The following is a 13,382-nucleotide window of genomic DNA, read 5'->3' on the forward strand; positions in this document are numbered from 1 at the left end:
TATTTAATACTACTCGACATCACACGATTTTATGTCTATCATGGGTTTATGAATATTACACTTCCACCAAATTATAATTCTCTTGCTGGGGCACTTGTTGCACTTTTTGGTAATTCAGTTGCTATTGCAGAAACAGACAGACTTTCCGGAGGCGACATAAATAAGGCCTATGGTCTTACTCTTACAAACGGAAAGCATATTTTTATGAAGGCAAACGCAAAACAGAATGCGCCCTTTTTTACATCAGAGGCGGCAGGACTTACTGCGATCGAAAAAACTGGTGCAATAGGTACACCAGAAATTTTGTGTACGGGAACTGATGATGGTGAAGATGTAGGCTATAGTTTTCTTTTACTGAAGTATATAAAAAGCGGAAAGCAGCAGAAGAATTACTGGCGGGAGCTGGCACAGAATCTTGCGAAAATGCATAAAGCAGATACTTCCATTTATTTTGAGGGTAACGGTAAGTTCGGATTTTTCCAGGATAATTTTATAGGCGCACGGCCACAGTGTAATACACCTTGTGACAGCTGGATATCTTTCTTCCGTGATAACAGACTTGCTCCACAGTTTAAGGCAGCGGATTCTTATTTTGAGACTAACGACCGTAAGTTAGTTACTAAACTGTTGGATCATCTGGAAGAATTTTTAGTTGAACCGGAAAAGCCAAGTCTGCTTCATGGAGATCTCTGGAGTGGTAATGTAATGTGTGGTCCAGAGGGAAAAGCAATGCTGATTGATCCTGCCTGTTATGTAGGACACGCAGAAGTAGATTTAGCAATGACAGAGCTTTTTGGCGGTTTCCCGCCGGAGTTCTACGAAGCATATCGTGAAGAAAATCCTCTGCAGCCAGGCTACGAAAACCGCCGTGACCTTTACAACCTCTATCAGCTTTTGAATCATCTGAATCTTTTTGGTCCGACTTATCTTGGACCTGTTTTGAGTATTGTTGCAGAATATGTCGGATAAAAAAGAAAACGTCAGAGAAACAATTTTGCATGAAATAGAACCGGTATGGAATGAAGAAAGCCGAGTTCTTATCCTTGGGACAATGCCGTCTCCTGCAAGCCGTAATGCCGGATTTTTCTACATGCATCCGCAGAACAGATTCTGGAAGGTGGTTCCAGAAGTTTTTGGCGAGGCACTGAAACTCCCGAATAATGCGTCCGACCGACTTGCTGCAATCCAGGAACGCCGTGAGTTTTTAGTTCGCCACAATCTTGCTCTTTGGGATGTGCTTGCTTCCTGTGATATTCAAGGTGCTGCAGATTCAAGCATAAAAAATGCAAAGCCAAATGATTTTACTGAAATATTTGAAAAATCAAAAATCCGCCATGTATTTTGTACAGGAAAAACTTCTTTTAATTTGTGGAAAAAATTTTGCGCAGCACAATATGAAGAGCGCTTTGGTTTGACATGCGAATGTCTTCCGAGTACGAGTCCTGCTAATGCCGCGTGGAGCATGGAAAGGCTTGTGGCGGAGTATCAGAAAATATGTTATCATTCCAGATATGATTCAGATATTCGGAACAAATAAATCTTTTGATACAAAGGCGGCTCAGCGATTTTTTAAGGAACGCCGCATCGACTTTCAGTTTGTAGATCTTAAAGAAAAGGAAATGTCTCCCGGTGAGTTCGACTCAGTAGTTTCTGCACTCGCAAGAGAAACGGGGTCACGAGCAGATGCAATTGATTTACTGATTGATAACAAGGCTAAAGATTACGCCAGTATTGCTTATCTGGACGACAGTGAGAAAGAATCAAAGTTGTTTGAAAATCAGGTAAAGTTGATGAAGCAGCCGGTTTGTCGTAATGGAAAAACTGCAGCCACTGTCGGTCTTCAGCAGAAGGTTTGGGAAAACTGGTAATCATAATTTATTAAAAAAGTCATGTCTGATTTGAAAGAAAAAATCTATGCAGCAGTTAGATTGATTCCACGTGGAAAAGTTGCATCCTATTCTCAGGTTGCAGCTCTTGCAGGAAACTGTAATCTTCGCCGCTATGTTGGAAATGCGCTTCACGAAAATCCAAGTAATCAGATAACTCCTTGTCATCGGGTGGTTAATGCAAAAGGTTTTTGTTCAGGCAGTTTTTCTTTTGGCGGGCCAGATGCTCAGCGGGAAAAACTCGAAGCCGAAGGCATTACCTTTGTTGATGGCCATGTCGATATGGAAAAACACAATATTACTGAAGAAGATTTTGAAGTAATAAAAGCTGAACTTGATAATAATTAAGGAAATGTTAGGTTTCTTTGCGGAAATTCCTAAGATATTTTGTAGACTGTAACTGAAGATGCGGATATTTTATAATCTGTGAGGTGAATTATGTTAGGTGCAAAAATTTATGAATGCCGTAAAAAAAATGGTATGTCACAGGAAATGCTTGCAGAAAAGCTGAATGTAGCACGTCAGACAGTTTCAAACTGGGAGACAGGAGAAACTTCGCCAAATCCTGAACAGCTGAAAATGCTTTCAAATATTTTCAATATCAGTGTGGATGAACTTCTTGATAACAAGTCTTTTGTGAATGTTTCCTCAAATAGCAGCAGAGCACGGGAAATCGGCTTTGAGTATAAAAGCAAACGGATGATTAACGGCGTTCCAATGATTCATATAAATCTTGGAGGAATTGTTCCCCGAAGGGCCAAAGGAATTATTGCCATTGGTGATATTGCAGTTGGTGTGATTGCAATGGGCGGAGTCAGTGCTGGTGTAGTTTCAGTTGGAGGAGTAAGTGCAGGCCTTGTCTCTCTTGGAGGACTGGCAGCAGGCTTGATTGTTGCCCTTGGTGGTGTTGCTGTAGCGCCTATTGCTCTTGGTGGCCTCGCTATAGGAGTGATTGCTTGTGGCGGTGCAGCCTTAGGTTATATTACCAATTTAAAGTAATCACAGCCGCAACCTTTAACATCAACTTTGCAGGTAAATAAACAGCCGTCATGTTCACCTGTCTGTTCATTTCCTGAAGTAGTGATAAAGAGAGTATCGAGATTGTCGCCGATAAAACAGCAGGATGTAACGTTCATTGCATCTACATTTATTACTGCTAAAAGAGAGCCGTCTTTTGTGCTGCGTTGTTCTATACGGCTGCCACCCCAGAAGGCTACCCAGAGATTGTCATCAGCATCGATACACATTCCATCTGTAAGACCTTTGTTTTCTTCTGGAGTAAACAATACTTTTCTATTTGAGATTTCTCCAGTTTCTAAATTGTAATCGTATGAAAAAACGGCATATTGCAGTGTATCGGAAAAATAAAATTTTTTTCGATCAGCACTCCAGGCCATTCCATTTGAGATTTTTGTATTTGGCTGGAGACAGGTGATTTCGTTGTCTTTTAGAGTATCAAGACAGAAAAGATTTCCGCTTGCTTCGTGTATATTGTCATCTACAGATGAACCGAAAAAAAGTCGTCCGGCTGGATCTGCTTTGGCGTCATTGGAACGCTGGTATGATTCATAATAATCTTTCAGATTTTTGATAAGCTTTGGAGCTGGAGTTTCAGAGGCAGAATCATTTGATTTTGTTTCCTGAAGATAGAGACCGTCAGTTCCGGCAATAAGATAACAGCTTTCTTTGACAGTTGGAACGGCTGAACCAATTGCCTGATTAAAACAGAAGGTTTTACGAACTCCATCTGGTCCTAGAGTAAAAAACTTTTTGTCCATAATGTCGACCCAGGAAATTGTTTTTGTACGTGAATCGTAAAATGGGGATTCTCCGAGTTTATATTTTTCCTGAGAAAAAAACTGAGCAGTGTAAGTTTTCATATTACCTCCTGGTGGCCGTTGGCGGTCCTTTATTGTTCATGATATAATAAAACCGGGTTTGGGAAAATGGGTGGAATAAGAAACAGCGGACATGCAGATTTACCTCTTCATACTGGAACAGTGCCGAGATGGCTTGCTGACCGTATGATGGTTTTAGGAACTCTTATAACAGAATCCCTTGTTGAAAACTTTGGTCCTGAAGAAGTTCTTGTTCGTCTAAGTGATCCATTATGGTTTCAGTCCTTTGGTGCTGTAATGGGAATGGACTGGCATAGTTCTGGAATTACAACAAGTGTAATGTATGCACTGAAGCGTGGATTGAATCCAAGAGCTAAAGAGCTTGGTATCTATGTTTGTGGTGGCCGTGGAAAATATTCTCGAATGACTCCTGATGAACTCTTAGGAATTGCAGATGCAGAAGGGCTTGATGGAGATGCGCTGGTCCGCAACAGTAAACTTGTAGCTAAAGTGGACAATAATGCGGTGCAGGATGGATTTCAGCTTTATCAGCATAATTTTGTTCTAACACAAAATGGAAGCTGGGCTGTTGTTCAGCAGGGGATGAATACTGCAGAAAAAAAGGCTAGAAGATATCACTGGTGTTCAACTAACTTACGTTCGTTTGTTGAAGAACCGCATAGTGGAGTAGTTGGAGATAATAAAGGAAAAATCTTAAACCTTACAGATTCTCAGGCTGATAAAGCCCGCAGTTCTATTCTTGAGATGAGCCGTGAAGAGCCGGAGCGAATGATAAATGAAATTCTTCAGATAGAAAAACCGGCCAGTGAAATAATACTATTACAGGATGGGGGCGTTACGGGGGTATCCCCCGTTAGAAGGGGTAGCACGCAACGAAGTGCGGGCGAGGGGGAGACTTCCCCCTTATCCATGCCAGAACAACTGGAGTTATTCCCAGAATTAGCTAACGAACGTTCGATAGTTATGCCTAGTCACCATGAAGTCAGGGAACAGGATGTGGATCTTAAGAGATTGGGTGGAGTACTTGCTACGGCTTATAATTCTCAGCCAAAAGATTTTGAGGAACTGCTGCTGACGCCTGGACTTGGTCCGAGAACTCTGCAGTCTCTTGCGCTGGTGAGCGAAGTGATTTATGGAACTCCGAGCCGCTTTACAGATCCTGCTCGTTTTAGTTTTGCGCATGGTGGTAAGGATGGACATCCGTTCCCGGTACCGCTGAAGATTTATGATGAATCGATTCGTATTCTGCGGGATAGCATAGAAAAATCGAAGCTGGGATATAAAGATAAATCTGATTGTATCCATCGTCTTCATACGGTTGCTTTGAATGTCGAACAGAACTGTGCACCGGATGTTGATTTTGATGCTGCTATTCGATTCGAACGTGAACATTCAAAAGAATGGGACGGTAGAACTGTTTAAAATAAAGTATTTTAAAAAATTTGAAAAACAATATATAATGATAAAATGGACTTTAAACAAAAACGGGGAAAAGGTTTGAATGGTCTCACATCCTCTTATCAGAGGGCGCGACTCGTTTCTATTTTTGTTTGCATATGTTCACTAGTATACCACTCGGCTATTTGTATTTTTTTCTATGCAATAGACTTAAAACCGATGTTCTATTACAACTTCGTCAGTATTACAATTTTCACCCTGATTTTAATTTTTGTTCCACGACTTAAGTCTTTTGTATTTGTTTATAATATTGGTTTGCTGGAAGTAATTGTACATCAGATTATGGCGGATTATTATCTTGGTTCATACAGCAGTTTCCATTCGTTTATTCTTCTGATGGGTCTTTTACCGTTCCTTATTTTTGAGAATAAAAAAAGATATGCATTGCCGATTACGGCTTTAAGTTCTTTGCTTTATATTTATTTCTCATGTCGAAATATTGAGGCTCATGCGCAGGTAACGGCTGGAACTTTATTCGGCATCAGATGTATGAATATTACAATTACGGTTTTTATTATTCTTTTTGTAGTTTTAATTTATACCCGGGTTGTTTATAGAATTGAATATTATCTGAAAAATCACAGCGATTCTCTTGAAAATGAAATTAAGATGGCTGCGATAATTCAGCAGAATTTTTTCAGACAGGAAATTGAGAATATTAAAAAATACGAGGTAGGATATTTCAGCCGTCCGATGGTTGGAGTTTCTGGTGACCTTTACGATTTTTATAAGACTGGCGAGAAGCTTGATGGACTTGGAGTTTTTGATGTTTCAGGTCATGGTATTTCTTCTGGTCTTGTGACTATGCTTGTTAAAAATATTATTCATCAGGAATTTTACAATCAGCCAGATGTTGAACTCTGGGAAATTGTTAATAAAATAAATGACCGCGTAATAGAAGAGAAGGGTGAAATTCAAAATTATCTTACTGGTATTCTCGTTCGCCTTTATGAAAATAAATTTGAACTTGTTGATGCTGGACATCCGGCTCCAATTCTGTATAAAAAGAAAACTGGTGAGTGCAGCTTTGTTCAGCTGGGTGAAAAGGCTGTCGGTGTTATAGGTATTGCAGGTTTTCCAGTTTATTATGAATCGCTCTATTATGATTTTGAAGATGGTGATGAGTTGATTCTTTTTTCTGATGGTGTTATTGATATTAAAAATGAAAAAGATGAATACTTTGGTAAGGAACGTCTGCTGGAAGCTGCTAAACTAAATATCGAAAAATCTGCTGCTGAGCAGGTTAGCTTTATTGCTAACAGCATTTATTCATTCTGCGGAACTCGTGAGCAGAATGATGACCTTACTATCATTGTATTGAAAAAATAAAAAATGCCTGAAAATTTGAATTTATCTCAATTTCCTATCACTCCTTATCTCGAACAGATTTGTAATGCATTGAAAGATTCTCCTTCGCGCTTTTTGATTTTAACTACAGAAACGGCGGCTGGAAAATCCACTGTGCTTCCGCTTGCTTTGCTGGAACATTTTTCCGGAAAGATTTTGATGACGGAGCCACGACGAATTGCGGTTCTAGGTGTGGCGAACAGACTTGGAGAACTGGCGGAAGCAGGGTCTCTAGGGCAGACAGATTGTGGAAATCCGATTGGTTATAAAATTCATCTTGAAAGTAAGATTACCCGTGATACAAGGCTGGAGGTTGTGACTGAGGCTATTCTTGTCCGCCAGTTACAGAGCGATCCTGCTTTAGAAGATTATAATGTTGTTGTTTTGGATGAGTTTCATGAGAGGTCGGTGAATACGGATCTTGCGCTTGCTTTTTTGAAAGAAGCGATGCAGCTGCGGGACGATCTTTATGTTGTGATTATGTCGGCAACAATTGATACTAAGCGTTTACAGAATTATCTTGGGACGGTTGGTGAAGTTCCAGTCTTTTCTGTTCCTGGAAGACAGTTTCCGGTGAAGGTTTTGTATGAGGCGGAGAAGTCTGTGGTTGCGGCTGTGAAAGATGTGCTGAGATTTGACGCAATGGGTAATATTCTTGTTTTCCTGCCGGGAATTGCTGATATCCGTAAAGCACAGGAAACGCTTCTTGAAACTGGTGATTTTGATGCTGATAGCGATACAGAACTTTGTGTACTTCATTCGAGTGTTTCTCTTGAAGAGCAGAAGCGGGTTATAAAACCGTCTCGTGATGGAGAGGATATAAAGCGACGTATCATTTTGTCTTCTGCTATTGCGGAAACTTCGCTTACGGTTCCCGGCGTCACAACTGTTATTGATTCTGGGCTTGCCCGCATAAACCGCATGGATTTGAATACCGGTATGGAAAAGCTTTCTACAGAAGTTGAAAGTGAATTTTCAGCTGAACAGCGGAAAGGTCGTGCCGGTCGTATTTGTGAAGGAACCTGTATCCGTCTTTGGGATGAGCATGACCCTCGTGTAAAAGAATTGGCTCCGGAAATCCTGAGGACAGACCTTGTTCCGGTTGTTCTTGAATGCAGCGAGCGTGGCGTTTACAGTGTTGAAGGAATTGACTGGCTGGACAGTCCTTCGAAAGCAGCGTGGAAAACAAGCAGTACTCTTTTACGGCAGCTTGGTTTGATTCGTGATGATGGTCACCTTACAGAAAAGGGAAGGGCTGCGCTGACTCTTGGTGTGCATCCGCGGCTTGGCAGTATTGCGCTTGAGGCTTTTGATAATGGTACTGGCCGGTTGAGCGAAGAAGGACGAGAGCTTTTGTTGAAGTGCAGTACCTATTCAGGCTCGTCTCGGGATTTGCAGAATCGGTTTATTGTTGACATGGAACGCCGTTTAAAGACTTGTAATTATGCAGTTTATGATAAATCTGATTTTTTGATTTTGAGCGGATATCCGGATCGTCTTGCAATGCGGACAAGTGCTCCTGGTGTTGAGCCTGCTGAATATAAGTTTGCGGGAGGACGTCAGGCAAGACTTTATAAGTCGAATGCTCCTTTGTGGCTTGTTGCGCCTGAGGTTATGGCTAAAAACGCTGATGCTGTAATTTTTGATTTTGCTGAATTGCCTGAGACCAAAATCGGAGAATTTCTTGAGAAAAACTGTGAAATTCGAGAAATCTGCTCATTTGCTCACGGGACTTTGCAGAAATTTGAACAGAAATGTTATGGGGAAATAGTGCTTTCTTCTAAGAAAGTGCCTACTCATCCCGAAGATTTTGCTGAAGCCTGGGTTACCGAAATTACAGAAAAAGGTTTTGATTCTGTACCAAAAGATGCGAGGGTTGAAAGCCTTTTGCTTCGTGCAGAGTTTATTGAGCAGCAGAAGGATGAGGGAATCGATAAGGAGGCAGGCGACCTGGAAAACTCGTTATACAACCGTCTTTCTGAAAATGTCCGCGAATGGCTTATTCCATTTTTAAGCGGGTCTAATACACTTACTCCTCAAATTGTTTATGATGCCCTTTACTGGTATCTTAATGGTTCAGAAATTGATCGCGAGGCTCCAGAACAGCTTGTTCTTGAAAACGGGCGTCGTGTTAAAGTAAAATACGAAAAACAGGCAGAAATCCGTCCGATTATTGAAATCATAATCCAGCGAATTTTCGGCTGTTTTACAACACCACAAATCTGCGGGAAAAAAGTTCTGCTGCGTCTATTGTCGCCGGCCAGTCGTCCGCTTCAGGTTACTGAAGATCTTGAGCACTTCTGGACTGGAGCATGGGTTGAGATCTGTAAGGAAATGAAGGGCCGCTACCCGAAGCACAACTGGGACTATCGCGTGGTGGAAAAGGAATAAAAATGAACATTACACTCATCATTCTAGGAATTATCAGCATATTCTACGACTTTATCATTACGTTTTTGAATCCCGGCACTTTCTGGGATATCGTAGTTTCCTTCACTCACATCTGGACAGCCCTTGGTGCTTATCTGATTTTTCTTGGAATATACAGAATCAAAACAGGACACTCGTTCTGGAGTATCTGGAAGAAGTGGATAAAAATAACGTTCATCAGTCTGGCTAGTGTCGGTGGCATTATTGCAATCATCAATCTGATTTTCATTTTGAATCCGGCAATTGTTTCAGTAAATGAAACTGCAGAGAATGTTATTCTTCTTGGTGGTGGAATTGATAAGGACGGAAATCTGCCAAAGCCTGTTATGGATCGTGTGAAACTGGCGGCAGAGTATCTGAATCAGCATCCGGAAACTGTTTGTGTTGTTACCGGCGGAACCTTAAAATGGCTGCCATATGCTGAGGCTCCGGAGCTTAAAAATCAGCTTGTAAATAAAGGTGTTGCGCCTGAGCGGATTTTAGTTGAAGATCAGGCTAAAGATACAATTCAGAATTTTCAGTTTAGTTGTAAAATGCTTTCAGAATATAGAGGTGTAAGTATTCAGGAAATTCTGGATATGCCGACTGCGGTTGTAACAAGCAGCTATCATTTGCGTCGCAGCGAACGCCTTGCCCGAAGAATGGGCTTTAGTAATATTAAAGGGATTGGTTCTGCCTGCCCGGTAATTTACGTTCCTCACAGCTACGTACGCGAAAGTTGTGCGTACGTAAAACTGAATCTTCGTATTCTGCTGACAGGCGAGCCGAAAAGATTGTCGGGTCAAACCCGACAATGAAATTTATTTGCCGAGGGCAATTGAACGATTGCATGCAGCAGTAACTGCTTCAATTACTGCATTGCGGAAGTTATTTTTTTCGAGGGCTGCAACACCTTCGATTGTAGTTCCGGCAGGTGAACAAACCATGTCTTTAAGAACTGCAGGATGCTTTCCGCTTTCCAGAACCATTCCAGCTGAACCGTAAACAGTCTGTGCAGCGTAAGTATAAGCCTGAGCACGTGGCATTCCACAGCGAACAGCAGCATCAGCCAAAGCTTCAATAAACATAAATACAAAAGCCGGACCAGAACCGCTAACAGCAGTTACACAGTCCATCAGTTTTTCAGGAACAACTTCTACTTTTCCAGCTGAGCTCAAAATCTCAATGGCAGTTTTTGCCTCAACATCAGAAATATTATCTTTATAAGTAACGGCGGTCATTGCTTCGCCAATCTGTGCACAAACATTCGGCATCATGCGGATAAAGCGAGCCTTAGGTGCCCAGTTCTCGAGCTTTTCGATTTTCACACCGGCAGCCATAGAAATCACAACTGTCTTGTTAGAAATCTTTCCGGCAATCTCAGCAAAAACATCGCCAAGGAATTGTGGCTTTACAGCAAGAAAAACATAGTCGCAGTCGAGCACATCAGTGTTGTTCTCAACAAAAACAGCTCCAGTCTCAGCCGCAAAAGCTTTGCCCATCTCAACATTTTTATCAGTAACCTTAATCTGGCTCACATCATATTTTTTGCAGACAGCGCGCATAATAGCGCCGCCCATTGCACCAGTTCCAATACATCCGATTTTCATTTTTCTATCCTCCTATTCAGCCGAGAACAAAGTTCCCTTTGAATTTTCATCAAGCAAACTAATCAAAGCATTCTGTTTACCACCATTAGCCAGCAGCATCTCAATTCCATACTCAGTAACCTTCTCTGCAGCCTGAATCTTTGTTTCCATGCCACCTGTTCCAAATGCATTTGTATCACCAATTTTGATGGATTTTCTGAGTTCTGGAATCGAGCCTACACTCTCAATCAGCTTTGCATCTGGATTTGTCTTTGGATTATCTGAGTAAACACCGTCGATGTCGCTGAACAAAATCAAAAGGTCGGCAGACCACAGAATTGCTGTGAGAGCCGAAAGATTATCGTTATCTCCAATCTTAATTTCATCAAAACTTACACTGTCGTTTTCGTTGATGATGGGTACAACACCTTCGTCAACCAGGGTAAACAATGTGTTACGGATATTAAGGCTGCGGTGCTCGTTTTTGAAGTCATCCTTTGTAAGCAGAAGCTGACCGATGTGTAAATCCTGCTTCTGGAAGGCTTTGCGCCACTGGTGCATAAGCTCTACCTGACCAATTGCACAGAGGGCCTGGCGGTAGTGAACATCCTTTTTGCGGGCCCATTCCTTTGTTGTAGAAACGCCTGCAACCTGAGCTCCCGACGAAACCAGAATAATCTGTTTTCCCTGTTTGATAAGTTCAGCACACTGTTCGGCAAACTCTGCCATGAACTCAGTGTTCTGAGTTCCGTCGGCTTTTGCCAGAGTGTTACTGCCTATCTTTATAACTATTTTTCGTGCTTTCTTTAAACTATCGTTTATCATTCCCATGTTAATTACTCCTTATGAAAGGTTATAGGTATTAGGTTTTAGGTATTAGGGGGTTTTAGGGGGAAAGCAACTTGTTGCGTCCCCCTAGGAGAAGGGGTGGCGAGCAACGAAGTGCGAGTCAGGGGAAGGCTTTCCCCCTCCTGACACCTAAAACCTATAACCTGGCACCTACCTTATCTGTCCTTCACCATCTATAAGATACTTGGTGGTTGTTAATACTTTAATTCCCATTGGGCCGCGGGCGTGCAGCTTCTGGGTGCTGATTCCGAGTTCTGCGCCAAAACCGAACTCACCGCCGTCTGTAAAGCGTGTACTTGCATTTACATAAACACAGCTTGCGTCAATCATTGCCTGGAAGAGTCTTGTATTTGCACGGCTCTCGGAAATAATGCTTTCACTGTGCTTTGTGTTGTGTGAATTGATGTAGCTGATGGCTTCTTCAATTGAATCTACAACCTTTACACAGCATTCATAATCGAGATATTCGTTGCCGAAATCAGCATCTGTTGCTAGAACAGCATTTTTCAGGTGCTGGATAGCTCTTTCGTCTGCATGCATTTTTACGCGGCCTGCGAAAATAGCCTCGAGTTTTGGTAAGAACTCAGCTGCAACCTTGTTGTGTACGACAACGCACTCAATTGCATTGCAAACGCTTGGACGCTGAATTTTAGCGTTCTCAGCGATTTTTGCAGCCATATCTAAATCAGCATATTCATCAACATAAAGATGACAAACGCCGCTTCCTGTTTCAATAACCGGAACTTTGGCATTACGAACAACGTTTTCTATCAGTTTTTTACCGCCGCGTGGCAGACATACATCAATCATACCAACAGCGTTTAAAATTTCATCAACATCACTATGGTCGTGCTCACGAACTTCAACCAGTTCAATTGCTTCTGGAACGCCACCAGCCACTCCGGCCAGCGCTTCACGAATCACTCTTACAATCTCTTTATTTGAATTATAAGCAGATGAAGAACCACGAAGCAGAATAGCGTTTCCGCTCTTATAAGCAAGACTGAAGGCGTCTACAGTAACGTTCGGGCGGCTTTCGTAAATAATTGCCACAACTCCGAGCGGTACACGAACCTGACGTATAGACATTCCATTGGGAGTTTTCCAACCTGCAACTTCTTCGCCAACGGGGTCTGTCTGACTAATTACAATGCGAAGACTGTCAATTATGCCGTCAATTCTCTTATCGTTGAGCATAAGACGGTCAATGATTGACTCAGAAATACCGGCATTACGTGCATTTTTTACATCTTCATCGTTTGCAGCAATGATAGATGCACGATTTTTGTCCAGACCTTCAGCAACAGCAGCCAGTGCAGCATTTTTCTCGCTGGCATTCTGAAGGGCAAGTTTCTGGCTTGCAGCACGCAAAGAATCAGTTGTGGTTTTCAGGTTCATATGGACTCCTTAAAAAAAAAGACCGGAACTCACTCAAGCTCCGGTCTGCTAAAATCTAAAAACTAGTAATTTGCAAGGAAATACATTCCGAGCAGCATAGCTAACCGGCATTTTTCTTCTGACCATTCAGTTTTGGGAGGAAGGTTTGAAATGTACCACCAGAAAATTCCGAATTCAGGATCAATGCGGAGAGTATATTCTGCAAAATCAGGAGTGTCCGGTTTCTGTCCGAACATCAGGAAAACTGCCTGATTTATCAGCTGCAAAAAGAGAACGTAATTGTCTTTCCATGAATTATTGCTCATAAAAACATCAAGCTGGTAGAGCAGCTGATCCTTTAAAGCAATATCCGATTTTTCAACCCAGGTTTTCTGTACAAGAAGGGTTAAATTGTTTTTGAAACTCGATACTAACTTTTCAGCAGCATCCTCTTTCATTTTTGAAAAACCCTTTCCTGAACCAAACGCTACGGCAATAGTATCGGCAGACGATTCGTATCCTTTTTCCTTGTTCAGGAAGTGAGAAAGCGAATCAATAGTTTTTGAGTCTAAAAATTCTGTAAGTATGTCGGCCTGTTTAGTCATACT

The 13,382-nt window shown here is 41.8% G+C and carries 14 protein-coding genes; 9 read left to right on the plus strand and 5 right to left on the minus strand.

The genetic code is table 11. The features are described from left to right. Window positions 1-48 precede the first annotated feature (48 nt). The 5 genes from AABJ44_RS00115 to AABJ44_RS00135 all read left to right on the plus strand — a co-directional run bounded on the left by AABJ44_RS00115 (window position 49) and on the right by AABJ44_RS00135 (window position 2,885). Window positions 49-969 (plus strand): fructosamine kinase family protein, encoded by a 921-nt coding sequence (locus AABJ44_RS00115; RefSeq protein ID WP_338369836.1) that lies wholly within the window; start codon window positions 49-51, stop codon window positions 967-969. Next, window positions 959-1,537: a DNA-deoxyinosine glycosylase gene (locus AABJ44_RS00120; RefSeq protein WP_338369837.1), complete on the plus strand. Its 579-nt coding sequence runs from the start codon at window positions 959-961 to the stop codon at window positions 1,535-1,537. The genes AABJ44_RS00115 and AABJ44_RS00120 overlap by 11 nt, the downstream gene beginning before the upstream one ends. Continuing rightward, window positions 1,512-1,868, plus strand: coding sequence for an arsenate reductase family protein (locus AABJ44_RS00125; RefSeq protein WP_074644048.1), 357 nt, complete (start codon window positions 1,512-1,514; stop codon window positions 1,866-1,868). The genes AABJ44_RS00120 and AABJ44_RS00125 overlap by 26 nt, the downstream gene beginning before the upstream one ends. Before the next feature lie 21 nt (window positions 1,869-1,889). Then, the gene (locus tag AABJ44_RS00130) at window positions 1,890-2,234 is read left to right on the plus strand and encodes an MGMT family protein (protein WP_074644046.1); all 345 of its coding nucleotides are present in this window, start codon (window positions 1,890-1,892) and stop codon (window positions 2,232-2,234) included. A 90-nt stretch (window positions 2,235-2,324) separates the two neighbouring features. Beyond that, a complete protein-coding gene (locus tag AABJ44_RS00135) occupies window positions 2,325-2,885 on the plus strand; it encodes a helix-turn-helix domain-containing protein (protein ID WP_338369841.1) in 561 nt (186 codons plus the stop codon). On the opposite strand, the gene AABJ44_RS00140 is transcribed toward AABJ44_RS00135, so the two are convergent. Continuing rightward, window positions 2,864-3,766 carry an SMP-30/gluconolactonase/LRE family protein gene (locus tag AABJ44_RS00140; protein ID WP_338369842.1) on the minus strand — a complete coding sequence of 301 codons (903 nt, stop codon included), beginning with the start codon at window positions 3,764-3,766 and terminating at the stop codon, window positions 2,864-2,866. The genes AABJ44_RS00135 and AABJ44_RS00140 overlap by 22 nt on opposite strands. Before the next feature lie 66 nt (window positions 3,767-3,832). On the opposite strand from AABJ44_RS00140, the gene AABJ44_RS00145 reads away from it, so the two are divergent. The 4 genes from AABJ44_RS00145 (at window position 3,833) to AABJ44_RS00160 (ending at window position 9,777) form a co-directional block, all read left to right on the plus strand. Then, window positions 3,833-5,167: a DUF763 domain-containing protein gene (locus AABJ44_RS00145; RefSeq protein WP_338369844.1), complete on the plus strand. Its 1,335-nt coding sequence runs from the start codon at window positions 3,833-3,835 to the stop codon at window positions 5,165-5,167. Window positions 5,168-5,458: 291 nt separating this feature from the next. Next, window positions 5,459-6,532, plus strand: coding sequence for a PP2C family protein-serine/threonine phosphatase (locus AABJ44_RS00150; RefSeq protein WP_338369847.1), 1,074 nt, complete (start codon window positions 5,459-5,461; stop codon window positions 6,530-6,532). Window positions 6,533-6,535: 3 nt separating this feature from the next. Beyond that, window positions 6,536-8,941: an ATP-dependent helicase HrpB gene (gene hrpB, locus AABJ44_RS00155; protein WP_338369848.1), complete on the plus strand. Its 2,406-nt coding sequence runs from the start codon at window positions 6,536-6,538 to the stop codon at window positions 8,939-8,941. A gap of 2 nt (window positions 8,942-8,943) precedes the next feature. After that, on the plus strand, window positions 8,944-9,777 hold the full coding sequence (locus AABJ44_RS00160) for a YdcF family protein (protein ID WP_338369849.1): 834 nt from the start codon (window positions 8,944-8,946) through the stop codon (window positions 9,775-9,777). A 3-nt stretch (window positions 9,778-9,780) separates the two neighbouring features. On the opposite strand, the gene proC is transcribed toward AABJ44_RS00160, so the two are convergent. From proC to AABJ44_RS00180, 4 genes are all read right to left on the minus strand, one after another. Then, a complete protein-coding gene (gene proC / locus AABJ44_RS00165; protein ID WP_074644032.1) occupies window positions 9,781-10,569 on the minus strand; it encodes a pyrroline-5-carboxylate reductase in 789 nt (262 codons plus the stop codon). Window positions 10,570-10,581: 12 nt separating this feature from the next. Beyond that, window positions 10,582-11,373, minus strand: coding sequence for a glutamate 5-kinase (gene proB / locus AABJ44_RS00170; RefSeq protein WP_338371300.1), 792 nt, complete (start codon window positions 11,371-11,373; stop codon window positions 10,582-10,584). 174 nt (window positions 11,374-11,547) lie between these two features. Then, on the minus strand, window positions 11,548-12,795 hold the full coding sequence (locus AABJ44_RS00175; protein ID WP_338369850.1) for a glutamate-5-semialdehyde dehydrogenase: 1,248 nt from the start codon (window positions 12,793-12,795) through the stop codon (window positions 11,548-11,550). Window positions 12,796-12,857: 62 nt separating this feature from the next. After that, the gene (locus AABJ44_RS00180; protein ID WP_074644025.1) at window positions 12,858-13,379 is read right to left on the minus strand and encodes a hypothetical protein; all 522 of its coding nucleotides are present in this window, start codon (window positions 13,377-13,379) and stop codon (window positions 12,858-12,860) included. Between the last annotated feature and the right edge of the window lie 3 nt (window positions 13,380-13,382).

The sequence above is a fragment of the Treponema bryantii genome (assembly GCF_036492245.1).
In the GTDB taxonomy this organism is placed as follows: Bacteria; Spirochaetota; Spirochaetia; order Treponematales; family Treponemataceae; genus Treponema_D; species Treponema_D bryantii_C.